A 24,465-nucleotide genomic window follows, 5' to 3' on the forward strand; every position below is an offset into this window, starting at 1 on the left:
TCGTCACGCTGTGGTCCCTTCACTTGCTGGCCGGCCCGCGCGGTGCGGCGGCGCGGGCTTCGTGGTCGTCAGCGGCCGGGCGGCCGGGGCCCGCCCGCTCATCCGACGCCCCTCTCGGTGAGCAGCGCGCGCACGGCCGCCGCGGACTCCGGCACGCTCTGGTGCTGCGACTCCAGGCGCAGATCGGGCGACTCGGGCTCCTCGTACGGGTCGTCGACCCCGGTGAGCCCGGTCAGCTCGCCCGCGGCCTGCTTGGCGTACAGGCCCTTCACGTCGCGTACGGAGCACACCTCCACCGGCGTGGCCACGTGCACCTCCAAGTACGGGGTGCCGCCCGCCTGGTGGCGCTTGCGCACCGCCTCGCGGCTGTCCGCGAACGGGGCGATCACGGGGACGAGCACCAGCACGCCGTTGCGGGCGAGCAGTTCGGCGACGAAGCCGATGCGCTGGACGTTGGTGTCGCGGTCGGCGCGGTCGAAGCCGAGGCCCGCCGAAAGGAACGTACGGATCTCGTCGCCGTCGAGCACCTCGACCGCGCGGCCCTCCGCGCGCAGGGCGGACGCCAGCTCGTGGGCGATGGTGGTCTTGCCCGCGCTCGGCAGGCCCGTGAGCCAGACGGTGGCTCCGGTCACGTGGGTCTCCTGAACACTCTGGGGAACACTGCGGGGGGCCGTCGGAACACTCTGGGGGGCCGTCATCCGTGCAGCCCGCATTCGGTCTTGGCGCGTCCGGCCCAGCGGCCCGCGCGCGCGTCCTCGCCTTCGAGCAGGCGCCGGGTGCACGGGGCGCAGCCCACGGAGCCGTAGCCGTCGAGCAGGAGCGGGTTGGTGAGCACGCCGTGCTCGGCGACGTAGGCGTCCACGTCGTCCTGCGTCCAGCGGGCGATGGGGGAGACCTTCACCTTGCGGCGCTTGTCGTCCCAGCCGACGACGGGCGTGTGCGCGCGGGTCGGGGACTCGTCGCGGCGCAGGCCTGTGGCCCACGCCAGATACGGCGCGAGGCCCTCCTGGAGCGGGCCGACCTTGCGCAGGGCGCAGCACAGGTCGGGGTCGCGGTCGTGCAGCCGGGGGCCGTACTCCGCGTCCTGCTCGGCCACCGTCTGGCGCGGCGTCAGGGTGAGGACGTTGACGTCGAGGACGGCCTCGACGGCGTCCCGGGTGCCGATGGTCTCCGGGAAGTGGTAGCCGGTGTCGAGGAACACCACGTCCACGCCGGGGCGGGCGCGCGAGGCGAGGTGGGCGACCACCGCGTCCTCCATCGACGAGGTCACGCAGAAGCGCTCCCCGAAGGTGTCGGCGGCCCAGCGGAGCACATCGAGCGCCGGGGCGTCCTCCAGATCGCGCCCGGCCCGCTCGGCCAGCGCCTTGAGCTCGTCGGCCGGGGTGTCCGGCGACACGTGCTGAGCGATCGTCATATCTCTTGCCCTCCACCGTCGTTGCGCTGAAGTCCACGGGCGAGGAGCCCGAGGAACTTCAACTGGAATGCGCGGTTGCACGCCGCGCATTCCCAGGCGCCGTGGCCCTGCTCGCTCGGACGCAGGTCCTCGTCCCCGCAGTAGGGGCAGTAGAAGGGGGCGGCGCGGCCGCTCATGACAGGGCCTCCTCGTCGGCCCGCGCGGCCCAGGTGGCGAACCGCTCGCCGTCCGCGCGCTCCGCCTGGAAGCGCTTGAGGACCCGCTCCACGTAGTCGGGCAGCTCGGCGGAGGTGACCTTCAGGCCGCGCACCTTGCGGCCGAACCCGGCCTCCAGGCCGAGCGCGCCGCCGAGGTGCACCTGGAAGCCCTCGACCTGCTGGCCGTTCTCGTCGAGGACCAGCTGGCCCTTGAGGCCGATGTCGGCGACCTGGATGCGGGCGCAGGCGTTCGGGCAGCCGTTGATGTTGATGGTGATCGGCTCGGCGAAGTCCGGGATGCGGCGCTCCAGTTCGTCGATCAGGGAGGAGCCGCGCGCCTTGGTCTCGACGATGGCGAGCTTGCAGAACTCGATGCCGGTGCAGGCCATGGTGCCGCGCCGGAACGGCGAGGGGCGCACCGTCAGATCGAGTGACTCCAGGCCCGTCACCAGGGAGGCGACCTGCTCCTCGGCGACGTCCAGGACGATCATCTTCTGCTCGGCGGTGGTGCGCAGGCGGCCCGAGCCGTGCGCGGCGGCCAGATCGGCGATCTTCGTCAGGGTGGTGCCGTCGACCCGGCCGACGCGCGGGGCGAAGCCGACGTAGAAGCGGCCGTCGCGCTGCCGGTGCACGCCGACGTGGTCGCGCCAGCGCTGGACGGGCTGCTCGGGCGCGGGCCCGTCGACGAGCTTGCGCAGCAGGTACTCGTCCTCCAGGATCCGGCGGAACTTCTCCACGCCCCAGTCGGCGAGCAGGAACTTCAGCCGGGCGCGGGTGCGCAGGCGGCGGTAGCCGTAGTCGCGGAAGATTGAGATGACGCCCTCGTAGACATCCGCCACCTCCTCCAGCGGCACCCAGGCGCCGAGCCGCTGGCCGATCTTGGGGTTGGTGGACAGGCCGCCGCCGACCCACAGGTCGAAGCCGGGGCCGCGCTCGGGGTGGCGGACGCCGACGAACGCGATGTCGTTGATCTCGTGCGCCACGTCGAGCAGCGGCGAGCCGGAGATCGCGGACTTGAACTTGCGCGGCAGGTTCGAGAACGCCGGGTTGCCGACGATGCGGCGGTGGATCTCGTCGATCGCGGGCGTGCCGTCGATGATCTCGTCCTCGGCGATCCCGGCGACCGGCGAGCCGAGGATGACGCGCGGGGTGTCGCCGCAGGCCTCGGTCGTGGACAGGCCCACCGACTCCAGGCGGCGCCAGATCTCCGGCATGTCCTCGATGCGGATCCAGTGGTACTGGATGTTCTGCCGGTCGGTGATGTCGGCGGTGCCGCGCGCGAACTCCTGTGAGATCTCGCCGATGACCCGCAGCTGCTCGGTGGTCAGGCGCCCGCCGTCGATCCGCACCCGCAGCATGAAGTACTCGTCGTCGAGCTCCTCGGGCTCCAGGATCGCGGTCTTGCCGCCGTCGATCCCGGGCTTGCGCTGGGTGTACAGGCCCCACCAGCGCATCCGCCCGCGCAGGTCGTTCGGGTCGATCGAGTCGAAGCCCCGCTTGGAGTAGATCGTCTCAATGCGTGTCCGCACATTGAGACCGTCGTCGTCCTTCTTGAACTGCTCGTTTCCGTTCAGCGGCGTGAAGTGGCCGGCGGCCCACTGGCCCTCGCCACGGTGGCGGCCCGTCTTGCGCCGGGGCGCGGTGGGCGCGGCGGGCACGGAGGAGGGCGTGGATCGGTCCGGGTCGATGGCCATGGGTATGTCCTTCACAGCAGGCTGAGGCGGCTCTGACCTGTGCATTCGCGCGGAAAGGCGCGGCGGTGCGCGGGGAGGGTCAGTCAAGGGGAGGTGGCGGTGCTGGGTCTCTCAGCTCGCCGGACACATGGCGCTGGACACGCGGGAGAGGTCGACGTGACGTCGACTCACCAAGGCGATTCCAGCTCGAGACATGGCGAAAGCCTGGCATGCGCCTTTCGGCAGCGTCCAGCATTGTCCACGTGGTGGACGAAAGGGTCTCGCATAGTGGGCATGGGGTGGGTGTGGGACCCTCGTGGGACGCCCCAGACCCGCCCCTTCCCGATCCTGGGGCTCCGCCCCAGACCCCGCTCCTCAAACGCCGGAGGGGCTAGAACCTGCCGGTGGTTCCAGCCCGTCCGGCGTTTGAGGACGAGGCGCGAAGCGCCAATGTTTGTCTGGGGCGCCCCGCGAGGGCTTACGCGTGGGCTCCCGGCCAAGGGCCCGGGGTCGGCCGCTCCGGCTCCTGGGAGGTCTCCGTGCGGAAGAGCTTGAAGCCCCGCCGCGTGTAGTTGTCCATGGCGTACTCGCCGTCGAGACTGCACGTGTGCAGCCACACCCGCTTCGTGGGCACCCGCTCGGGCCACCGCTCGGCCAGGTCCCAGGCCCGCGCGGCCCCGTACGACAGCAGGTGCCCGCCGATGCGGCGCCCCCGGAAGGCGGGGACGAGGCCGAAGTAGACGATCTCCACGGCGCCGTCGTCCTGCGGGTCGAGCTCCACGTACCCCGCGGGCGTCCCCCGGTCGTAGGCGACCCACGTCTCCACGCCAGGGCGCGTGAGGTGCTCCTGCCACTGCGCGTAGCTGAGCGAGAGCCGGTCCACCCAGGTGATGTCGCCGCCGACGGCGGCGTAGAGGAACCGGCTGAACTCGGGCGAGGGCACCTCGGCCCGCACGATCCGCACATCGCCCTCGGGCACGGCGGCGGGCAGCAGATCGGTGGGAGCGGTCTGCTCCAGGGACCAGGTGGTGACAGTGATGCTCATGGCGGCCAGCGAATCACGGGCGGCGCGCGACGGCCAAGGTCACGGGGTCCCCGACGGCGGGAGGCGGGTCGTGACTCGTGTCACTGGGGTGCGGAACGGCACGAGGGGCGCCGCCGCGGTCAAGGCACCGATCCCGCCCGGGCCCGCACCACCGCGGGCGCGAGCGAGTGCGGCAGCAGCCGCGCCGGGTCGGCGGGCAGGATCACGTCGACCTGGGCCTCCTCGTGGAAGCGGTACGGGCGGTGGGCGACGAGGCCGCCGAGATAGCGCCGCACGCGGGACAGCTCCGCGCGCACCGTCACCGTGCGGGCCGGGTCGCCGAACAGGTCCGAGGCCAGGCCCGCCGCGCTGCGCCCCGCCCGGTGCGTACCGAGCAGATAGAGCAACTCGGCGTGGCGCGGGGACAGTTCGTGGGTCCAGCAGCCCGCGCCGCCGGTGACGCTGACCGACCAGCGGTGCGGCCCGCTGAGGTCCACGACCACCCGGGTCGCCGCGGACGCGGCGGGCTCGTCCTCCTCGACGCGCAGCAGCCAGCCGCCGGGCAGCGGCGCCACCGCGCACCGGCCGAGCGACGGCAGCCAGGTCCGGCCGTCGGTGAGGGACTTCGGCAGTGTGACGCGGTCCAGCGGCGGCATGCCCGTGACCGCGGCCGTCCAGCCGTGCGGGTCCACCGCGACCGCCCGCCCGTCGAACCGGGCGAGCAGCGGCACGGCCACCTGGCGCAGCCGGTCGAGGGCCGTGCGGTGGTCCTCGCGCAGCCGCGCCTCGGCGAGCTTGGCGACGGAGCCGACCAGGGCGAGCGTCGCCGGATGCATGGTGTCGAGCGGGCCGCTGATGTCGACGACGCCGAGCAGCCGCCCGTCGCGCGGGTCGGTGATGGGCGCGCCCGTGCACGTCCAGTGGTGGTGCGAGCGCACGAAGTGCTCGGCGGAGAACACCTGCACCGGCCGCCGGGCGACGAGCGCCGTGCCGACGCCGTTGGTGCCGACCACGCCCTCCCGCCAGTCGGCGCCGATCTCGAAGCCGTGCCCGTCGGCCATCCGCAGGACCGATCTGTTGCCCTCGCGCCACAGCAGCCGCCCGTCGGCGTCGGCGACGACCATGATGTGCTGCGCGACGTCCGCGACCGAAAGGAGCCCCTCGCGAAGCACCGGAAGGACGTGCCGCAGCGGCGAGGTCTGCCGCCGCCGCTCCACCTCGTCCGTGCTCAGCACGCCCTCGCGGACGTCGCGCTCGGGGTCGACGCCGCTCGCCAGCATCCGCTCCCAGGAGGCGCCTATCACCTCCCGCGGCCCGAACCGGGGGCGGTGACCCGCGATCCTGGCGTCCCGCATCTCCAGGAGGAGCCGCGCGGCCTGTGTGGCGTTCACGGCGGTCAGCCGCTCCAGGTCGAACGTCACGTGGGTGTTCATCACCGGTTTCCTCCCGCTCCCCGAGCAGGCCGACAGGGGGGACATGTATTCATCGTGCCCGTTCGGGCCTGCCGAGGGACATGCTTCGGCCAGGTCGTTGAAAGCCGGAGTTGCAACCCCCTGCAACTCTGGCGAACAGTCGTGCGGCGGCTGAAACTTGGCCGTGTGCCGCCGCGTGCGGCGCCCGTCCCGACGGGACCTGAAAACCGGGGGTGGTGCCGTGTCGGCGCAGCACCACCCCCGTGACAGAGCCCAGTCGGCGACGTCCGCGGGGGCCTTCGCTCAGACGGGTACGGCCGCGCGGTCCACCACGGACGCCAGATCCAGGCTGTGCGGCAGCGTGCCGAACGCCGCGCCCCAGTCCCCGCCGAGCCGCGAGGCGCAGAACGCGTCCGCCACGGCGGGCGGCGCGTAGCGGACCAGCAGCGACCCCTGGAGCACAAGGGCCATCCGCTCGACGAGCCGCCGGGCCCGCCCCTCCACGCCCTCCAGGTCGGCGAGCTCGGTGAGCAGGTTCTTGATCGCCCCGTCCAGACGGTGGTCGGCGCCCCGCGCCGAACCCACCTCCGTCAGGAAGGCGTTCAGGGCCTCTGGCTCCCGCTGGAGCGCGCGCAGCACGTCGAGGGCCTGGACGTTGCCCGAGCCCTCCCAGATCGAGTTCAGCGGCGACTCCCGCAGGAGTCGCGGCATCCCGGAGTCCTCCACGTAGCCGTTGCCGCCCAGGCACTCCAGGGCCTCCGCGGCCACCGGGGCGCACCGCTTGGTCACCCAGTACTTGGCGGCGGGCACCGCGAGCCGCAGGAAGGCCCGCTCGGACGCGCCGCCGTCGTCGTACGCCGCCGCCAGGCGCAGCGCGAGCGTCGTCGCCGCCTCCGACTCCAGGGCCAGGTCCGCGAGCACGTTGCGCATCAGGGGCTTGTCGACCAGCTTGCCGCCGAACGCCTCCCGGTACCTGGCGTGGTGCACGGCCTGCGCGACGGCCTGCCGCATCAGCGCCGCGGAGCCGATGACGCAGTCGAGCCGGGTCGCCGCCACCATCTCGATGATGGTGCGCACCCCGCGCCCCTCGTCCCCGACCCGCCGGGCCCACGTGCCGTCGAACTCCACCTCGCTGGAGGCGTTGGAGCGGTTTCCGAGTTTGTTCTTCAGACGCTGGATGGCGAAGACGTTCCGGGAGCCATCAGCCAGGATTCGGGGAACGAGAAAACACGTGAGCCCGGCTTCCGCTTGCGCGAGCACAAGGAATCCGTCGGACATGGGCGCGGAACAGAACCACTTGTGCCCGAGGAGTTCATACGTGCCGTCATCGGAAAGCGGCGTCGCCCGCGTTGTATTCGCCCGTACGTCGCTTCCGCCCTGCTTCTCCGTCATCGCCATGCCGAAGATCGCGCCCGCCTTCTCCGCCGCCGGGCGCGCGCCCGCGTCGTACACGGTGGACGTCAGGCGCGGCTCCCACTCGGCGGCGAGCGCCGGGTCGGCCCTGAGCGCGGGGACCGCCGCGTGCGTCATCGACACCGGGCAGCCGTGCCCGGCCTCGGCCTGCGTCCACACCAGGAATCCGGCGGCGCGCCGCACGTGCCCGCCCGGCCTGCTCCAGGCGGCGGTGAGCCCGGCCGCCACGGCCTTGCCGAGCAGCCGGTGCCACGCCGGGTGGAAGGCGACCTCGTCGACCCGGTTGCCGTAGCGGTCATGGGTGTGCAGAACGGGTGGATTCTCGTTGGCGAGCACCCCCCACTCCTGTGCCTGGGCCGAGCCAGCGGTGCGCCCGAGCAACGAGAGTTCCCCCCGGGCCCCTTCGAGGAGCGCCGGGTCGAGATGACGTTCGACCCCCTCCGCGAGGACCCGGTCGCACGTGAAGACGTCGTATCCCACCAGGGGCGGAGCCTGGTTGGTCACTGTGTGGGTGGTGGCTGCCATGCCGCTACGGTAAGGAGGTGCACCAGGCAAAAGAAACACCCGGGTGGTCACCTGGCCGCTGGAACCGGGCCCGCGCTCTCTACCGTGACGTCTCCAAGCGCAGGACCGCCTGGCTGCTCCTGAAGGACACCGTCAACTCCTGCATCGAGTACCGCGTCCTCGGCCTCGCGGCGGAGGCGGCCTTCTTCACGCTCCTGTCCGTGCCGCCCCTGCTCCTGAGCCTCATTGGGCTGCTGGCGTACGTGGACCGGTGGACGGGCGCCCACACCATCGAGAGCGTGGAGAACAACATCCTGGAGGCGTCCCGCACGATCCTCTCCGAGAAGGGGGTGCGCGAGATCGCCCAGCCCATCCTCGAAGACGTCATGAAGGTGGGCCGCCCCGACGTCGTCTCCATAGGGTTCCTGTTCGCCCTGTGGTCCGGTTCGCGCGCCGTCAACGTGTTCATCGACACCATCACCGTCATGTACGGCCTCGACGGCGCCCGCGGCATCGTCAAGACGCGGCTGCTCGCCTTCGTCCTCTTCCTGGTGGCGCTCGTCATCGGCTCGGTGGCGCTGCCGCTGATGGTGGCCGGGCCCGACGCGGTGGTGAAACTGGTCCCCGAGTCGGCGACCGTCGTCCAGATCCTGTACTGGCCAGTCGTGATCCTGCTCTCGGTGGTCTTCCTCACCACGCTGTACCACGTGTCAGTGCCGGTGCGTTCCCCCTGGGTGGAGGACATGCCGGGCGCGCTCATCGCCCTCGGCATGTGGGTGCTCGGCAGCTTCCTGCTGCGCATCTACCTCACAAGCACCGTGGAGGGCCCCACCATCTACGGCTCCCTCGCCGCGCCGGTCGCCGTCCTCCTGTGGATCGGCGTGTCCGCGTTCGCCGTCCTGGTGGGCGCCGCCGTCAACGCCGCGATCGACCGGGTGTGGCCGTCCGTGCAGACCGCGTCGGCGCGGGACGCGCAGGACCGCATAAAGGAGGCCAAGGCCGCGGAGCTCGTCGCCAGGGCCGCCGCCGCGCGGGCCGCGGAGGACCCCGACGACCCCGACATGCCCTCGGAGTTCCCCGAACGCTGGTCCCGCTTCCTGCCCCCGGACGACGTCTCCGGCCGCCTGCGCACCCACCACGCCAAACGAGAAGACGGCGCTCAGTAAGATCCAGCCCGTCCGGCGCTTGAGGACGAGGCGCGAAGCGCCAATTCTTTTAGTGGGCCCAGGGGTCCAGGGGGCGGAGCCCCTTGGTTTCGGGAAGGGGCGGGGTGGGGGAAAAGGGTCACGCCTGCCAGACGCCCACGGACTCGCGTACGAAATCCGAGAACTCCCGCGGCCCCCGCCCCAGAACCTCCCGCACCCCGTCGGAGACATACGCGTTGCGGCCGTCCAAATTCGTCTCGAACAACTCCACCAGGAATTCCACTTCCCCTTCCGGAACTCCCAGTCCCGCCAGCCCACTCCCATAGGCCCGCGCCCCCACGGGCACATACACAAGACGCCGCCCGCTCACCGCGGAGATCTCCGCCACCGCCTCCCTGAACGACAGCAGCCGCCCCCCGCTGATCTCCAGGACGCGCCCCGCGTACCGCTCGCCCGCGGTGACCACGGCCACCACCACGTCCGCGATGTCCCGTACGTCGATGAACGGTTCGAGGACCTCACCGGCGGGGAAGACGAGCTCCCCGGCCAGCATGCCCTCGACCAGCGGGCCCTCGCTGAAGTTCTGCGCGAACCAACTGGCCCGCACGACCGTCCAGCGCTCGACCCCGGACTCGGCGACGGCGCGCTCGGTGGCGTGCGCCTGGTCCTCGCCGCGCGCCGAAAGCAGCACCAGGTGCCGCACCCCGAGCTCGGCGGCCCGCCGGGACAGCGCGCCCACGGTGTCGGCGGCGCCCGGCGCGCCCACGTCCGGGAGATAGGCGAGGTAGGCGGCGTCCGCGCCCCGCAGGGCGTCCGTCCACGTCGCGGGGTCGTTCCAGTCGAAGCGGACCTCGCCGGAGCGGGAGGCCGCCCGGACGGTCAGGCCCGCCTCGCGCGCGGCGGCCGCGACCCGGCCGCCGGTCCGCCCGGTCGCGCCGGTCACCAGGATGGTCAGGCCGTCAGCCGCGGTGTTCCGCGTGTTCTGGGTGTTCTTCGCGTTGTTCGTCATGCCCCCAAGTCAACTGGCGCCCGCGCCCCGCAGCCATCCGCCAGCGGCTCACGCCCATACGTGTGCGTCTACGCTCTGGGCATGGACGTACTCGCAGGCTTGCTGGAAGGCCCGCGCGCACGGGGGGCCTTCATGATCCGGGCGTGCTTCGAGCCGCCCTGGGCCGTGCGCATCGCCGACGAGGCGCCGGTCTCCGTCATGATCATGGTGCACGGCGACGCGTGGATCGTGCCGCAGGGCCCCGGCGACCCCGGCGCCGCGCCCCAGCTGATCCGCCCCGGAGACGTGGCCATCGCCCGCGGCCCCGACCCCTACCTCGTCGCGGGCGACCGGAGCACGAAGCCGTTCGCCGAGGTCCGGCCCGGCCAGGTCTGCGTCCCCCTCGACGGCACGCCCGAGGGCCGCTACACGGGACTCGGCATGCGGGAGTGGGGGCAGGCGGGCGGCCGGGTGCGGATGCTGATCGGGACGTACCAGATGCAGGGCGAGATCACCGCCCGGCTCCTGGACGCGCTGCCGCCGCTGCTCGTGCTGCCCACCGAGGTGTGGGACTGCCCGCTCACGCCGTTCCTCGCCGAGGAGATCGGCAAGGACGAGCCGGGCCAGGAGGTCGTCCTCGACCGCCTCCTCGACCTGCTGCTCATCGCGGCCCTGCGCGCCTGGTTCTCCCGCCCCGAGGCCAAGGCCCCGGCCTGGTACCGGGCGCTCGGCGACCCCGTCGTCGGCCCCGTCCTGCGGCTCCTGCAGGACGACCCCGCGCACCCCTGGAGCGTCGCCGCGCTCGCCGCCAAGGCCGGGGTCTCCCGGGCCGCGCTCGCCCGCCGCTTCACCGAACTCGTCGGGGAGCCGCCCATGACGTATCTGACCGGCTGGCGGCTCGCGCTCGCCGCCGACCTGCTGCGCGACAGCGAGCAGACGATCGCCGCCATCGCCCGCAAGGTCGGCTACGGCAGCGCGTTCGCCCTGTCCAGCGCCTTCAAACGGGTCTACGGAGTCAGCCCGCAGGAGCACCGCACGGGCGCGGCGTAGCCTGGGGCCATGAGCCAGGGGCGGCGTCCGGAGGGCGACGGCGGGTACGCCGAGCGGCCGTCCCCGCTGCTGCCCGGCGCGGTGGTGTGGACGAAGACGGCGGGGCCCCCGGGCGTGGCGCCCGTCCTCCCCGACGGATGCCTGGACCTGCTGTGGAACGAGGGCAGGCTCTTCGTCGCCGGACCCGACACCCGCGCCTACACCCCAGGACCGGAGACGGCGGGACGGTTCGTCGGCGTCCGCTTCGCCCCCGGCACCGGCCCTGCCGTCCTCGGCGTGCCCGCCCACGAACTGCGCGACCGACGCGTGGACCTGGCCGACCTGTGGCGCGGCCCCGAGGTCCGCGCCCTGACCGCGCGCGTCGACGCGGCCGCCGACCCCATGGCCGCCCTGGAGCGCGCCGCCCACGACCGCGCGGGCCGCGGCCCCGGGCCCGACCCGCTGCTCGCGCGGGTCGTGGCCCTCCTGGACGCGGGCCACGACGTCGCGGCGACGGCCGCCGCCGTCGGCCTCGGCACCCGGCAGCTGCACCGCCGCTCGCTGCCCGCGTTCGGCTACGGCCCCAAGACCCTCGCCCGCGTGCTGCGCCTGCGCCGGGCCCTCGCCCTCGCCCGGAGCGGCCTCGGCCCCGCGGCGACGGCCGCCGCCGCGGGCTTCGCCGACCAGGCCCATCTCGCCCGCGACGTGAAGGAGTTCACCGGGGTGCCGCTCGGCGTCCTGCTGCGCGGGCCCTGACCGCGCGCCTCACGCGAAGAGGTCGGCGCCGTTCCCGTCCGGGTCGAGCACCACCGCGTACCGCTGTCCCCACGGCGCGTCGAACGGCTTGAGCTCCGCGAGGTGACCAGCGGCCACCAGCTCCTCGTACACCGCGTCCACGCCCTCGCGCGTACCGCAGTGGAAGGCGAGCCCGATCCGCCCGGAGGAGACCGGGGGCCGCCAGTGGGGAGCGAAGGAGCGGATGGTGTCCTCCGTGTCGAAGGCCACCCGGGTGCCGCCCGGCAAGGTGGCCTCCACGTGTGGCAGCTCCTCGGCCCCCGCGGGGAATTCGAGCCCGAGGCGGCGGTAGAAGGCGAGCGAGGCCGTCATGTCGGACGTCACGATGCCGATCAGGTCGAGGCGGGGCGTGACGCGGGGTGTGGTGTCGTCGCTGTTCATGCCGCGAGCGTAGGCGGACGCCCCGCGCGGGGTCTTGAACGAATCGGACACCGCCCGGGCGGGCGCGCCCGCGCCCGCCCGGGTCCCCTCGGGGGTGCGCTCACGCGCGTTGTCCGGCCACCGAGAAGGTGAAGGTGAACTCCGCGGGGGCGGCCCGCAGTTCATGCCGCGGCAGCACGCCGGGGCCGCACGACTGGGAGCCGATGCCGCGCATCCCGTGGTCGAGGTGCACCCACACCGTGTCGCCCGGCACGAGGTCCGTGCGGTGCGTCGCGGCGTCCAGCTCCTCGGTGCTCCAGGGGCGCGCCGTGAACCAGAACGCCGGATCGCCCACCACGCGCACTCCGGGTCCGTCGACATCCGTGCGCAGCTCCGCCCAGCGGACGTCGGCGCGCGCCCCGTTCTCCTGCGGCCGCAGGTACGGCGTCTGCATGCGCTCCACCCACGACGCCCACCGCGACGTCCGGGAGGCCGCCCTGGTGTCCGGGTAGGCCTCGCGGTCGCCGCCGAACCAGTGCGCGTACGCGAGCGCGGCGGGCAGCCCGAGCCGCACGCCGAGCCGGGGCAGCGGCACCTTCCAGTCGCCCTCCGGCGTCACCGACACGGCCAGGCGCAGCGCCGTCCCGTCGGACGTCCAGCGGTAGTCGGCGCGCAGCCCGAGGTCGCGCGCGGCGGGCGCCACCCGGGTGCGCACGGTCAGCGCGTCCCCCTCCACGGACACGCCGTCCAGGCGGTGGCGCATCCGGTGCAGGCCGAGCTCGCGCCACAGCGGGCCGTAGCGCGTGTCGGGCTGCCAGGGCGCCCCTTCGTCGTTGTCGGTGGGCGCCCGCCACACGTCCAGGCGGGGCGCGGCGGTCAGGGCGACGTCGCCGATGGCGCGCAGGGCGCCGGTGCGGACGTCGAAGCGGCCAGGGCCGAGGGCGAGGTCGTAGCCGTGGCGCCGGGGCCGCTCGCCGGTGGCGACGGGCACCGGCGGGCGCGCGGTCACGGGGAAGTCGGCGAACGCCACCGAGTGGTCGAGGGCCGTCCAGTTGGTCTCCTCGCAGACCAGGGCCGACAGGTGCAGCCAGGTCTCGGCGCCGTCGGCCGCGGGCGGCGCGGGCAGCTTCAGCTCGACGCTCCGCCCCGGGCCGAGCTCCGGCGGCACGTCCAGATGCCCGGACACGGCCCGCGCCTCGCCGTTCCCGGTGTCCTGGTGGTACGTCCACTCGAAGGACAGCTCCGACAGGTCCGCGACGTCGTACAGATTGGTCACCGTGACCGTGCCCGCCGCCGCGTCGTAGGCGAACCGCACCGGCTGGATCACCCGCTTGTACTCGGTGAGCCCGGGCGAAGGGCTGCGGTCGGGGAAGCACAGGCCGTCGCAGACGAAGTTGCCGTCGTGCAGCTCCTCGCCGAAGTCGCCGCCGTAGGCGTAGCCGAGCCGGGGGTGGGCCAGGCCGTGGTCGGCCCACTCCCACACGAAGCCGCCCTGCAGGCGCTCGTACGTCTCGAACAGGCGCTGGTACTCGCTCAGGCCGCCAGGGCCGTTGCCCATGGCGTGCGCGTACTCGCACAGGACGAACGGCAGCGCGCGGCGCTCCGGCGGCCCGTCGTCCTCGCGCCGCCCGATCCGCTCGACCTCCGCGTGGTCGGCGTACATCCGCGAGTACATGTCGGTGTACGCGCACGACGGGTCGCCCTCGTAGTGCAGCAGCCGCCCCGGGTCGCGGCCCCTGATCCACTCGGCCATGGCGGCGAGCCCCCGGCCCGTGCCGCACTCGTTGCCCAGCGACCAGACGACCACCGACGGGTGGTTCTTGTCCCGCTCCACCGTGCGGGCCGCGCGGTCCAGGAGGGCGGGCGTCCAGCGGTCGTCGTCGACGGGGTTGCCGCGCCACCGGCGCGTCGAGAAGCCGTGCGTCTCCAGGTCGCACTCGTCGATGACCCACAGGCCGAGCTCGTCGCACAGGTCGAGGAAGGCGGGGTGGGGCGGATAGTGGGCGGTGCGCACGGCGTTGATGTTGTGCTGCTTCATCAGCCGGACGTCCGCGCGCATCGTGTCCAGGTCGACCGCGCGCCCGGTCTCCGGGTGGAACTCGTGCCGGTTCACGCCCCGGAACAGGATCGGCCGCCCGTTCACGGTGATCAGACCGTCCGTCAGGGCGACCGTCCGGAACCCGATCCGCAGCGGCACCCGCTCGCCCGCCGTGGCGAGGACCCCGGCGTAAAGGCGGGGCCGCTCCGCCGACCAGGGCTCCACCGCCACGGTCACGCTCTCGCCGGTGGCGACGTCGATGCCGAGCTCGGGCACGCTCACGCGCCCCGCGACCGCGGAGTCCACGCGCAGCGTGCCGCTGCCGTCGCGGTGGTCGTACGACGCGTGCGTGAAGAAGTCCCCGGCGGCGCCGTCGGGCCGGTGCAGCAGCGTCACGTCCCGGAAGATCCCCGGCAGCCACCACTGGTCCTGGTCCTCCAGGTACGACCCGGACGACCACTGGTGCACCCGCACGGCGAGGACGTTGTCGCGCGGGCGCAGCAGCGCGCCCACCGCGAACTCGTGCGGCAGCCGCGAGCCCTTGAACTCGCCAAGCGGCGTGCCGTTCAGCCACACCCGCGCGCACGAGTCGACCCCGTCGAACCGCAGCACCGCGTCGCCGTCCGCGGGCCAGCCCGCGGGCAGGTCGAAGCGGCGCAGATGGTCACCGGTCGGATTCTCGGTCGGTACGCGCGGCGGGTCGACCGGAAAGGGGTACAGCTGATTGGTGTAGATCGGCGTGCCGTGGCCCTGCAGCACCCAGTGCCCGGGCACCACGACCTCGTCCCAGGCCGCCGCCTCGAAGTCCTCGGCGGCGAACGACTCGTCCTCGTCCTCGGCGCCCGGCAGCAGCCTAAAGCGCCAGCGCCCGTTCAGTGAAAGGACGGCGGCGTCCGATCCCGCGTACCACGCACGGGGTGGCAGACCGCCGGTTCCAGGGGACACGTCCTCGTGGTAAGGGAGCTCCATGTCTCCATCAGAGCGTGCGGGGGAGGGAGCGCTCAATTCTTTGGGCCGGGGCGTTGTTGGATTCTTGGCGCGCGGATTGGACGGAGCACGGCGGGCGGTCCCTCGGAAAGCCGGGGAAGAGGACCGGGGAAGAGGACCGGGGAAGAGGCCGGAAAAAGAAGTGGCACGCGCTCGGAGGGCGTGGCTACAGTGCTGCTCGTTGCCCGGCGACGCGTCGTCGCCGGTGCCGGTTCGACCCAGATCTGGAGGTGTGACCCATGGCTGTCGCCGTGACGGGTGCTGCCCGCGTTCAGACGTCTCTCACATCCACCTCCGTGGTCTCCGGCTGACCTTCCTCCCCGGACGCTTCGCGTCCTTCGCCGCGCCGTCGCGCGGGCCGGGGCCACCCCTGTGAAGGGTTCCCCTTGTTTCCCTCTTCCTTCTCTGCTTCCACCGCTGCTCCTTCCGGTGGCGACGGTGCTCCTCTCGCCGCGGCCGGGCACCCCCTCGCCCCCTACGGCTGGGACGAGTCCTGGGCCGCCGCCTTCGCGCCCTACGCCGAGCGGGGACTGCTCCCCGGGCGGGTCGTCCGCGTGGACCGGGGCAGCTGCGACCTCGTCGTCACCGAGGAAGGCGTGATCCGCGCCGACACCGCGTACGTGACGCCGCACGACCCGCTGCGGGTCATCTGCACCGGCGACTGGGCGGCCGTCGACGCGCCCGGCGGCGACCCCCGCTACGTGCGGGACTATCTGCCGCGGCGCACGTCGTTCGTGCGGTCCACCTCCTCCAAGCGGTCCGAGGGGCAGATCCTCGCCGCCAACGTCGACCACGCGGTCATCGCCGTGTCCCTGGCCGCCGAGCTCGACCTCGGGCGCGTCGAGCGGTTCCTCGCGCTCGGCTGGGAGTCAGGGGCGCAGCCGGTCGTCGTGCTCACCAAGGCCGACCTGGTGGCGGACGCCACCACCCTCGCCCACCTCGTCCAGGACGTGGAGAACACCGCGCCCGGCGTGCCCGTGCTCGCCGTCAGCGCGGCGCACGCCGACGGCGTGGACGTGCTCGCGGCCGTCGTCTCCGGCGGCACCTCGGTGCTCCTCGGGCAGTCGGGCGCGGGCAAGTCCACCCTCGCCAACGCGCTGGCCGGGGCGGAGGTCATGGACGTCAACGCCGTCCGCGACGTCGACGGCAAGGGACGGCACACGACCACCACCCGCAACCTCATCCCGCTGCCGGGCGGCGGCGTCCTCATCGACACGCCGGGCCTTCGCGGCGTGGGCCTGTACGACGCCGGGAGCGGCGTCGGCCAGGTCTTCGCCGAGATCGAGGAGCTCGCCGGGGACTGCCGCTTCCACGACTGCGCGCACGAAGCGGAGCCGGGCTGCGCGGTGCTCGCCGCCCTGGACGACGGCAGGCTGCACGAGCGGCGCCTCGACAGCTACCGCAAGCTGCTCCGCGAGAACCAGCGCATCGTCGCCAAGACGGACGCGCGGGTGCGCGCCGAGATGCGCAAGGAGTGGAAGCGGCGCGGCGCCGAGGGCAAGGCCGCCATGGAGGCCAAGCGGGGGCGCGGCACGCGGTAGCGCCGCGCGCGCTCCGGGGTGGGTTCCGGGGTGGGCTCCGTCCTCCGTCCTCCGGCCGTCCGGCGGCCGGGGGGCGGAGCCCACGCCCCGGGGAACTGCGTGTCCGATTCCCGCTAGCCGCTCCGCCGGGACCGGCACACACTGGACAGGTGAGCGATCAGGACACGAGGCAGGACACGAGGCAGGACAGCGCGTACGACACGAGGCCGGACGCCGGGCGGGACAGCGGCCAGGACACCGGGCAGGACACCAGGTACGAGGCCGTGCGCAGCCGGGACGCGCGTTTCGACGGGGAGTTCTTCTTCGCCGTACGCACCACCGGGATCTACTGCAGGCCCAGCTGCCCGGCCGTGACGCCCAAGCGGCAGAACGTGAGGTTCTACCCGACGGCCGCCGCGGCCCAGGGCCAGGGCTTCCGCGCCTGCCGCCGGTGCCGCCCGGACGCGGCGCCGGGCTCCGCCGAGTGGAACGTGCGCGCGGACGTCGTCGGGCGCGCCATGCGGATGATCGGCGACGGCGTCGTGGACCGGGAGGGCGTCGGCGGGCTCGCGGTGCGCCTCGGCTACAGCGCGCGCCAGGTGCAGCGCCAGCTCACCGCCGAGCTCGGCGCGGGCCCCGTCGCCCTCGCCCGCGCGCAGCGCGCGCACACCGCGCGGGTGCTCCTGCAGACCACCGACCTGCCGGTCACGGAGATCGCGTTCGCGGCGGGCTTCGCGAGCGTACGGCAGTTCAACGACACGATCCGCGCCGTGTACGCGCTGACGCCCACGGCCCTCAGGAACGCCGCGCCCAAGCGGGGCGGCGGCCACGCCACGCCCGCCGCGGGCATCCCGCTGCGGCTCGCCCACCGCGGCCCCTACCAGTCCGCCGCCGTCTTCGACCTGCTCGCCGCCGAGGCGCTGCCGGGCGTCGAGGACGTCATCGGCTCCCGTGGCGCGCGGACCTACCGGCGCACGCTGCGGCTGCCGCACGCCGCCGGGATCGTGGCTGTGGAGGAGCGCGACCCGCGCGGGCGCGGCGAGGCCCAGGCGCGGACGCACCACGGCGGCTGGCTGGAGGCCCGGCTGCACCTGACGGACCTCAGGGACCTGACGACGGCCGTGCAGCGGCTGCGCGGCCTGTTCGACCTGGACGCCGACCCGTACGCCGTCGACGAGCGCCTCGGCGCCGACCCCCGGCTCGCGCCGCTGGTCCGCGCCCGTCCCGGGCTGCGCTCGCCGGGCGCCGCCGACCCGGAGGAGTTCGCGGTGCGGGCGGTCGTGGGCCGCGAGGCGGCCGCGCGCCTGGCACGGGAGTACGGCACGCCGCTGCCCGCGCCGTGCGGGGGCCTCACCCATGTCTTTCCCGAACCGAAGGCGCTGGCCGGCCGGCTGCCGCTGGCGGCCGCGCTCGCCGAGGGCACCGTGCGCCTGGACGCGGGCGCCGACCGCGACGACGCCGAGCGGCAGTTGCTCGCCGTGCCCGGCGTGGACGCGGCCGCGGCCGCCCTGATCCGCACCCGGGCCCTGGGCGACCCGGACGTGGCGCCGCCCGGCGAGGCCGTGGACGACGCGTGGCGGCCCTGGCGGTCGTACGCGGTGCGCCATCTGCACACCGCGTCGCGCGAAGCGGCCGTACCGCTCAAGGAACTGCCTTAAGGAATTTCCTTAAGGAGCAGGGGAGTTCATGCCGCGCCTGCCGCGGCGCACCGCGTACCAGCCCGCCGCGACGAGCGCTGCCGCGAGCGCGCCCGCCGACGCCACCGTGACGCCGGTGGAGGCGAGGCTGCCGCCCGTGGGGGACGCGGAGCCGGAGGGGCCGCCGGTGGTGCCGGTCCCGCCGCCGCCGGAGTCCGTGCCGCCCGCGGTGCCGCCGCCGTCCGAGCCGCCGTCTCCGCCCTCGCTCCCGCCGTCTCCGCCGGTGTCACCACCGCCGGAATCGCCTCCGGAGTCCCCACCGGAATCGCCACCAGAGTCCCCGCCGTTGTCGCCGTCGTCGCCGTTGAACGACACCGGCACCCGTACGTCCTGCGAGCGGTCGCGCGGCCGGGTGTGGTCCGCGCGGGTGGCGAGGACGCACCGCTCGGTGAGGCAATCAGTGTGCGCGTCCTTCGCGTCGAGGGTGAGCTCCACCGCGAAGGAGCCGTTCTCGCCGTACGGCGTGGCGAGGTCGGCGCCGCCCGGAGGCGGGTCGTCGGTGATCCACGCCGACGCCTTCGACGCGCCCGTGGTGGCCGCGCCGCCGAGGCACGGCGTCGGCGTCTCGCCGGGGCCGTTGTCGACGCACAGGGCGACGTACACGCCCTTGGCCCGGTCGTAGCCGGTGCCGGTGACCTTCACCTTCTGGTCGCGCGGCGCCAGGCCGCGCACCGGTGAGACGGTCAGCCGCTGGCCGCCGGGTCCGGTGGCGGACCCCTCGTCGCCGTCGCCAGGGCCGCCGCCGACCGTCAGCGTCACAGGATCGGTGCGCGCCGTGCCCGCGTCGTTGGTGAACGCGGCGCGGTAGCGGTGGCCGTCGTGGGCCGCGCGGGCCGTGAACGTATGCGACGGCCGAACCGCGCCCTCGACCGCGCGCCAGGTGCGGCCGCCGTCCGTGCTGCGCTCCCACTGGGCGGTGGGCTCGGGGGAGCCCTCGGCGCGGGCCGTGAGCGTCACCTCGTCGCCGATATCGGCCGTGACGTCCTTGGGCGACTCGGTGATCCGCGGGGGAGCCGAGCGGACGATCCGCGTGACGCGGCCCTGGGCCGGGCTGGTGACGAAGACCTCGGCGCCGCCGGGCGCCACCGCGACGGCGGCGGCGCCCAGTTGGGCGACGTTGCCGTGCAGCGGCACCGGCGCGGCGGCCTCTTTCAGGGTGCCGGTGTCGAGGACCGTCAGGGCGCCCTTGCCGTCGTAGCCGGGCGCGCCGGGGTCGCCGACGTCCTGCCAGGCGACGTACGCGCGACCGCCGTCGAAGGCGACGTCCCTGGCCAGGTCCGTGCCCGTGACGGTGGTGCGCGCCGCGCCGTCCGCGCCGAAGACCATGATCCTGTCCTGCCGCCCGACCCACACCGCGCCCGTGTCCGGGTCGACGGCCGTGAAGCCCTCCGACCCTTCGGTGACGGGCAGTTCGACGGTCTTCGTCACGGTGAAGGTGGCGGTGTCGACGCGGTAGAGGCGGTTCTGGGCGAGGTCCGCCGACCACACCGCCGCGCGCCGCTTGTCGACGGCGAACTGACCGCCGCCCGCCAGCGTCACCGTCCGCCGGACCGTGCCGGTGGCCGTCTCGACCTCCGCGAGGGCGGTGCCCTGCGCGACCAGCGCGGTGCCCTCGGACAGACCGGGGCCGACGTCCGTCACCTTGGCGCCGGTCAGCCAGACGCCCTTCGCCTCCGCGTCCCCGCCCCTGACCGTGCCGAGGCCCTTGAGCGGGTAGTGGAAGACGACGCCGTCGCCGGGCAGCGGGCCCGCGATGCGGCGCACGGCCGCCTCGCGGGGCGCGCCGGTGGAGCCGGGCGCCTTGGCGGTGTGGCCGCGCACGGTGCCGTCGGCGCGGTCCAGGACGTACAGGCCCATCTCGTTGACGTCCGCGGTGCCCGTGTCGTCGTCGGAGCCGACGTAGAGCTTTTGCGATTCGGGGTGGACCAGTACGTCCAGGGGTTTGCCCGCGGTGGTGAAGTCGGCCGCGCGGTGGTAACCGAGGCCCGCGCCGGGGGTGTTCGCGCCGTCGGCGGCCGGGACGAACGCCGTGGTGAGCGCGGCGAGGGTCACGGCCGCCGCGGTGAGCGGGAAGACGCGTCTCATGGTGGGGGCGGTCCGGTCCTACTGGAAGGTGACCGGGATGTGCACGTCGTACTTGCGGTCGCCGGAGTCGAAGTGGTCGGCGCGCGTCACGATCGCGCACTCCACGGTCTCGCCGCACACTTTGCCGCCGCCGAGGTCGGCCTTGACATGGATTTTCACCGAGAAGCCGCCGTTCGCGCCGAAGCGGGAGCTGTTGGGCACGGTGCCGCCGCCGGTGTTGGACACCCAGTGCGAGGCGCCGGTGGTGCCGGACTGGTCCTGGCCGCCGAGGCACGGCGTCGGCTTGTTGGCGCCGGGCGTGCCCTCGACGGCGCACAGGCCGACGTAGACGCCCTGGCCGGTGTTGTAACCGGTGCCGGAGACGGTGACGTTGGCGCCCGCGGCCGCGGCGGTGTTCGGTCCGGTCAGGGAGAGGTTGTACGTTTTGCCGCCGTCGGTGACGGTGCGCTTGGCGGTGACGTCGGCGGCGGACGCGGAGCCCGCGAGGCCGACGGTGAGCGCGGCGGCGGCGAGGGCGGTGACGACGGCGCGAGTGCGCAGAGGCATGACAGCGAGCACCTTTCTAGGTGTCAGGAAGACGCGGGGCGGAGCGATCACCCTCGCGTCTACTTAGGTAAGGCATACCTAAGCTTGCCCGCTCTTCGGTGTCAATGCCGTCCCGCGCCACCACCCTTCTCCCGCACCGGAAGCAACTGCCGTACCGTTCAGCCCTCCTGGCCCTCCTAGCCCTCGGGATCGTCGAGGCCCCAGCTGTGGATGCGCTTCGGATGGACGCGGATCAGCTCCTCGCTCAGGTGCGGGCCGAGCTCGTGGGGTCCGGTGAGCAGCTCCGCCTCGCCGCGGATGTCGACGCCCCGCACCTTCCAGGGCCGCTCGCTCACGATGTCGTCCACGACGAGCGCCACCTTGGGATGGGCCTGGAGGTTGCGCCACTTCTTCGTGGTGCCCATCGCGTAGCCGCCGATCAGGATCGTGCCGTCGTCCTGCGGGAAGAAGCCCACCGGATTGGCCTGCGGCTGCCCGTTCCGGTCGACGGTGGCGAGCCTGCCCAGGCGCTGGGACTTCAGGTACGCGCGCTCGGCCGCGCTGAATTCGGTCATGGGGTGAGGCTGGCACGCGTCCAGGACCCGCGCACCGGCGCCTCGACGCGCGCGCCGTCCGGCGCCGGGCGGGCCCGCCCCCTCACCCCCTGGCCACCACCGCGCCCGCCCACGCCCCCACGATCAGCAGACACGCGTACAACTCCACGAACACGTTCCAGCCGCCCGCCCGCAGCGCCGCCCGGACCGCCGTCACCGCCTCGCCGCGCCCGCCGAGCCGCAGCCGCTCCGCCAGGTACATCCCGCCCACGAACCCGGGCGCCGCGCCGATGACCGGCAGCACGCAGAACCCGAACAGCGCCCCGGCCCCGGCGTACGCCGCCAGGCGGTGGCTCGCGCCGGACTCCCGCAGCCGCCGGGGCGGCAGCAGCCAGCGCACCCCCTGCGAGACCAGGAGCACCAGCGTCGCGCCCACCAGGACGGCCCACGCCAGGCCCCGCTGGTCCTGCAGCGCCCACCACAGGACACCGGCCCACACCAGCCACGACCCCGGCACCCCGGGCACCAGCACCCCGCACAGGCCGAGCAGCATCACCACCGCGACCAGCGCGAGCTCCCACGCTCCCATCTGCCCAGGGTGCAGGAGCGGGTACGAAACCGCAGGTCGCGTTAGCCCTGCGGGCGTCCGGGGGTGCCCGCCTCGCGGGCCACCCAGCCGCGTTCGTAGGCGTGCCAGCCCAGCTGCAGGCGGGTGGTCACGCCCGCGAGCTCCATCAGCCGCTTGACCCTGCGCTGCACCGTGCGCAGGCCCAGGTCCAGCTGCTTGGCCACGCTCGCGTCCGTCATCCCGGCCAGGAGCAGCGACAGGATCTCCAGGTCCGTGCCGTCGGGCGCCGCCGGTGCCATCTCGTACACGCCTCCGCCTCCGCCGCCGCCCTCGCCGAGCCGCAGCGGAAGGGCGCCCTGCCACACCGCCTCGAACAGGCCCGTCAGCGACTCCAGGAGGCCGCTCGCGTGCACCACGAGCGCGGCGGGGCCCGCCGCCTTGGACGTCAGCGGCACCATGGCGAGCACGCCGTCCGCGATGACCAGCTTCGTCGGCACGCGGTCCACGACCCGCACCCGCTCGGACCGGCCGAGGGCCTCCGCGATCTCGGTCACGCCGGTGGGCGCGGCGAGCACCTCGCGCTCGACGACCACGCGGTAGCCGACGCCCCGGTTCGCGGCCTGTTCCTCCGCGTCGTTCTCCAGGCCCGTGACCGCGACCGGCCTGCCCGTCACCAGGGCGCACACCTCGCGGACCGCGCCGAGCTGGAGCTGGAGGAAGCGCTGCGAGACGGCGGCGGCGCCGGTCACCACCTCCACCAGGTCGTGCACGGTCGGCTCGGCGTCCCGGGAGCGGTACTCCTCGGCCAGCAGCGTCGCCGCGAGCTCCGCCCGCTCCAGCTCGTGCCGCCGCTGGGTGAGCAGCGCGCCGAGGGCCACGCCCGGCGGCGCCGCCACCCAGCGTCCGGCCCGGCCCGACGCGCGCGCGGCGAGCCCGTGCCGCTCCAGGCGGCGCAGCGCCCGCTCCGTGTCCGGCTCGCCCAGCGTGAGGCGGCGCGCGAGGTCCGGTATGTCGGCGGCGCCCACCGACACCAGTGCGCGGTACGCCGCCTCGTGCGTCTCGTCCAGACCAATAGCGGCCAGCATCCGGCGGCTCCCTCCCCGATGGTCATGGCGCGTTCCGTTCCGGCTGGCGGAAACCGGCCACGGCGTAAACCCGCCGCGAACATCATCACCGCAGCACAGGTCCGTCTGCCAGGGTGGCCCCCCACCGGGCGGTCCTCCCGTGGGGGGTGGGACCGCCCGGCCCTCCGCGCGCCGCTCCTGCGGAATTTCCGGATGCACCGTTTTCGTACGGCCTGTGCGGTGGACAATAGGGGCATGAGCCAGCAGGGGGAGAGGCCCGCCCGTCAGGAGGCCGACTGGTGGGCGCAGTTGTACGACGAGGAGAAGGACGACACGGGACCCGCGGCCGCCGCCGACTCCCTGGACGACCGCTTCGCCTCAGCCGCGGGGACGGTGGGCCGTCCACCGGGCGGGGCACCCACGCCACCGGAATCCGAGCGGGACGGGGCGGAGACCGCCGCCGGGCGGTACGGGGCGGAGGCCGCCGGGTCTGATGGGGCGGAGGCCGCTGGGGCTTATGGGGCGGGTGCCCCTGAGGCTTATGGGGTGGGTGCGTCTGAGGCCTATGGGGCAGGTGCGTCTGAGGCTTACGGGACGGACGCCGCCGGGGCTTATGGGGTGGGTGCCTCTGGGGCTTATGGGGCGGAGGTGTCTGGGGGGTATGGGGCGGAGGCTGCTGGCTCTGCTGGGGCGGAGGCCGCGGGGCGGTATGACGCGGAGGCCGCCGGGTCTTATGGGGCGGAGGTGTCCGGGCGGTATGGGGCGGAGGCTGCTGGCTCTGCTGAGGCAGAGGCCGCGGGGCGGTATGACGCGGAGGCGTCTGGGCGGTACGGGGCGGACGCCGTCGGGCGGTACGACGCTGAGGCCGTCGGGCGGCGCGGGCCGGATGACGCTGGGCGGTACGACGCCGAGGCCGCCGGGCGGCACGGTCCGGATGCCGCTGGGCGGTACGAGGCGGAGGCGTACGAGGACGGGTACGAGGGCGAGGCGTTCGGCGCGGGGGCGTACGACCTGCCCGGGCAACGGCGGGCGCCCGGGGACGGGCCGCCGCCGGAACCCGCCGCACCGCCCCCCTCGGCCGCCGAGGCCCCCAGGCCCCCGAGGCCCGCCGGGCCCGGGGAACGACGACCGTCCGGCCCGCCGCTGGCCCGCGCATCCGGGCGCCCGGAGCCGCCCGCCGCGCCTCCACCCGGGCCCGGGGCCCGTGGCCCCGCGCAGCCCCCACCGTCCGGGGCACCCCGGGCCCGTGACGGCGACTACCCGGCGTCCCCCTCCGCGCCGCCGCGCCGGGGCCGGGGCTCCACACCACCGCCGACTTCCACGCCCCGGGCTCGGGGCTCCGGCTTCCCGGGGACCCCGGCGGTGCCGCCGCGTCCGGCTCGTGGTTCCGAGCCGCCTCCGCCTCCGCCGCCGCGTCCGGCTCGTGGTTCCGAGCCGCCTCCGGCTTCGGGGTCTTCGTCGCCTAGGTCGTCC

General features: G+C 74.1%; 21 protein-coding genes. 5 read left to right on the forward strand and 16 right to left on the reverse strand.

Annotation, left to right across the window (positions count from 1 at the left end):
* Positions 1-98 precede the first annotated feature (98 nt).
* The 8 genes from cysC to AC07A4_RS15685 all read right to left on the reverse strand — a co-directional run bounded on the left by cysC (position 99) and on the right by AC07A4_RS15685 (position 7,658).
* Positions 99-698, reverse strand: coding sequence for an adenylyl-sulfate kinase (gene cysC, locus AC07A4_RS15650; protein ID WP_478598180.1), 600 nt, complete (start codon positions 696-698; stop codon positions 99-101).
* Complete coding sequence (locus tag AC07A4_RS15655) at positions 695-1,414, reverse strand: phosphoadenylyl-sulfate reductase (protein WP_478598182.1); 720 nt, start codon at positions 1,412-1,414, stop codon at positions 695-697. The genes cysC and AC07A4_RS15655 overlap by 4 nt, the downstream gene beginning before the upstream one ends.
* On the reverse strand, positions 1,411-1,590 hold the full coding sequence (locus AC07A4_RS15660) for a hypothetical protein (RefSeq protein ID WP_478598184.1): 180 nt from the start codon (positions 1,588-1,590) through the stop codon (positions 1,411-1,413). The genes AC07A4_RS15655 and AC07A4_RS15660 overlap by 4 nt, the downstream gene beginning before the upstream one ends.
* Positions 1,587-3,305 carry a nitrite/sulfite reductase gene (locus AC07A4_RS15665; protein WP_478598187.1) on the reverse strand — a complete coding sequence of 573 codons (1,719 nt, stop codon included), beginning with the start codon at positions 3,303-3,305 and terminating at the stop codon, positions 1,587-1,589. Before AC07A4_RS15665 ends, AC07A4_RS15660 begins: the two co-directional genes overlap by 4 nt.
* Before the next feature lie 111 nt (positions 3,306-3,416).
* Positions 3,417-3,500 carry a putative leader peptide gene (locus tag AC07A4_RS15670; protein WP_478598930.1) on the reverse strand — a complete coding sequence of 28 codons (84 nt, stop codon included), beginning with the start codon at positions 3,498-3,500 and terminating at the stop codon, positions 3,417-3,419.
* Positions 3,501-3,762: 262 nt separating this feature from the next.
* The gene (locus tag AC07A4_RS15675; protein ID WP_478598190.1) at positions 3,763-4,329 is read right to left on the reverse strand and encodes a GNAT family N-acetyltransferase; all 567 of its coding nucleotides are present in this window, start codon (positions 4,327-4,329) and stop codon (positions 3,763-3,765) included.
* Positions 4,330-4,448: 119 nt separating this feature from the next.
* On the reverse strand, positions 4,449-5,741 hold the full coding sequence (locus AC07A4_RS15680) for a GAF domain-containing protein (RefSeq protein ID WP_478598191.1): 1,293 nt from the start codon (positions 5,739-5,741) through the stop codon (positions 4,449-4,451).
* A gap of 282 nt (positions 5,742-6,023) precedes the next feature.
* Positions 6,024-7,658, reverse strand: a complete 1,635-nt coding sequence (locus tag AC07A4_RS15685) for an acyl-CoA dehydrogenase family protein (protein WP_478598194.1) — start codon at positions 7,656-7,658, stop codon at positions 6,024-6,026.
* A 17-nt stretch (positions 7,659-7,675) separates the two neighbouring features.
* On the opposite strand from AC07A4_RS15685, the gene AC07A4_RS15690 reads away from it, so the two are divergent.
* On the forward strand, positions 7,676-8,803 hold the full coding sequence (locus AC07A4_RS15690; protein WP_478598196.1) for a YihY/virulence factor BrkB family protein: 1,128 nt from the start codon (positions 7,676-7,678) through the stop codon (positions 8,801-8,803).
* A 118-nt stretch (positions 8,804-8,921) separates the two neighbouring features.
* Here AC07A4_RS15690 and AC07A4_RS15695 read toward each other — a convergent pair whose 3' ends face one another.
* A complete protein-coding gene (locus AC07A4_RS15695; protein WP_478598198.1) occupies positions 8,922-9,791 on the reverse strand; it encodes an NmrA family NAD(P)-binding protein in 870 nt (289 codons plus the stop codon).
* 81 nt (positions 9,792-9,872) lie between these two features.
* Between AC07A4_RS15695 and AC07A4_RS15700 the strand changes: the two genes are divergently transcribed.
* Together AC07A4_RS15700 and AC07A4_RS15705 are read left to right on the forward strand one after the other, a co-directional pair.
* A complete protein-coding gene (locus AC07A4_RS15700; protein ID WP_478598201.1) occupies positions 9,873-10,820 on the forward strand; it encodes an AraC family transcriptional regulator in 948 nt (315 codons plus the stop codon).
* A 9-nt stretch (positions 10,821-10,829) separates the two neighbouring features.
* Positions 10,830-11,555, forward strand: a complete 726-nt coding sequence (locus AC07A4_RS15705; protein ID WP_478598203.1) for a DUF6597 domain-containing transcriptional factor — start codon at positions 10,830-10,832, stop codon at positions 11,553-11,555.
* 9 nt (positions 11,556-11,564) lie between these two features.
* On the opposite strand, the gene AC07A4_RS15710 is transcribed toward AC07A4_RS15705, so the two are convergent.
* Together AC07A4_RS15710 and AC07A4_RS15715 are read right to left on the reverse strand one after the other, a co-directional pair.
* The gene (locus AC07A4_RS15710) at positions 11,565-11,975 is read right to left on the reverse strand and encodes a VOC family protein (RefSeq protein WP_478598205.1); all 411 of its coding nucleotides are present in this window, start codon (positions 11,973-11,975) and stop codon (positions 11,565-11,567) included.
* A 100-nt stretch (positions 11,976-12,075) separates the two neighbouring features.
* Positions 12,076-14,961 (reverse strand): glycoside hydrolase family 2 TIM barrel-domain containing protein, encoded by a 2,886-nt coding sequence (locus AC07A4_RS15715; RefSeq protein WP_478598208.1) that lies wholly within the window; start codon positions 14,959-14,961, stop codon positions 12,076-12,078.
* Between the two features lie 404 nt (positions 14,962-15,365).
* Between AC07A4_RS15715 and rsgA the strand changes: the two genes are divergently transcribed.
* Both rsgA and AC07A4_RS15725 read left to right on the forward strand, forming a co-directional pair.
* A complete protein-coding gene (rsgA, locus tag AC07A4_RS15720; RefSeq protein ID WP_478598210.1) occupies positions 15,366-16,520 on the forward strand; it encodes a ribosome small subunit-dependent GTPase A in 1,155 nt (384 codons plus the stop codon).
* A gap of 263 nt (positions 16,521-16,783) precedes the next feature.
* Positions 16,784-18,157, forward strand: a complete 1,374-nt coding sequence (locus AC07A4_RS15725; protein ID WP_478598933.1) for a DNA-3-methyladenine glycosylase 2 family protein — start codon at positions 16,784-16,786, stop codon at positions 18,155-18,157.
* 9 nt (positions 18,158-18,166) lie between these two features.
* Here AC07A4_RS15725 and AC07A4_RS15730 read toward each other — a convergent pair whose 3' ends face one another.
* The 5 genes from AC07A4_RS15730 to AC07A4_RS15750 all read right to left on the reverse strand — a co-directional run bounded on the left by AC07A4_RS15730 (position 18,167) and on the right by AC07A4_RS15750 (position 23,013).
* Positions 18,167-20,281, reverse strand: coding sequence for an immunoglobulin domain-containing protein (locus AC07A4_RS15730; protein ID WP_478598212.1), 2,115 nt, complete (start codon positions 20,279-20,281; stop codon positions 18,167-18,169).
* A gap of 18 nt (positions 20,282-20,299) precedes the next feature.
* Positions 20,300-20,839 (reverse strand): hypothetical protein, encoded by a 540-nt coding sequence (locus tag AC07A4_RS15735; protein WP_478598214.1) that lies wholly within the window; start codon positions 20,837-20,839, stop codon positions 20,300-20,302.
* A gap of 164 nt (positions 20,840-21,003) precedes the next feature.
* Positions 21,004-21,381 carry a PPOX class F420-dependent oxidoreductase gene (locus AC07A4_RS15740; RefSeq protein WP_478598217.1) on the reverse strand — a complete coding sequence of 126 codons (378 nt, stop codon included), beginning with the start codon at positions 21,379-21,381 and terminating at the stop codon, positions 21,004-21,006.
* Positions 21,382-21,463: 82 nt separating this feature from the next.
* Positions 21,464-21,949, reverse strand: a complete 486-nt coding sequence (locus tag AC07A4_RS15745) for a DUF456 domain-containing protein (protein WP_478598219.1) — start codon at positions 21,947-21,949, stop codon at positions 21,464-21,466.
* 41 nt (positions 21,950-21,990) lie between these two features.
* Entirely contained in the window at positions 21,991-23,013 is a 1,023-nt protein-coding gene (locus tag AC07A4_RS15750; protein WP_478598221.1) for a helix-turn-helix domain-containing protein, read from the reverse strand.
* Positions 23,014-24,465: the final 1,452 nt, after the last annotated feature.

The sequence above is a fragment of the Streptomyces sp. NPDC043996 genome, from assembly GCF_056435225.1.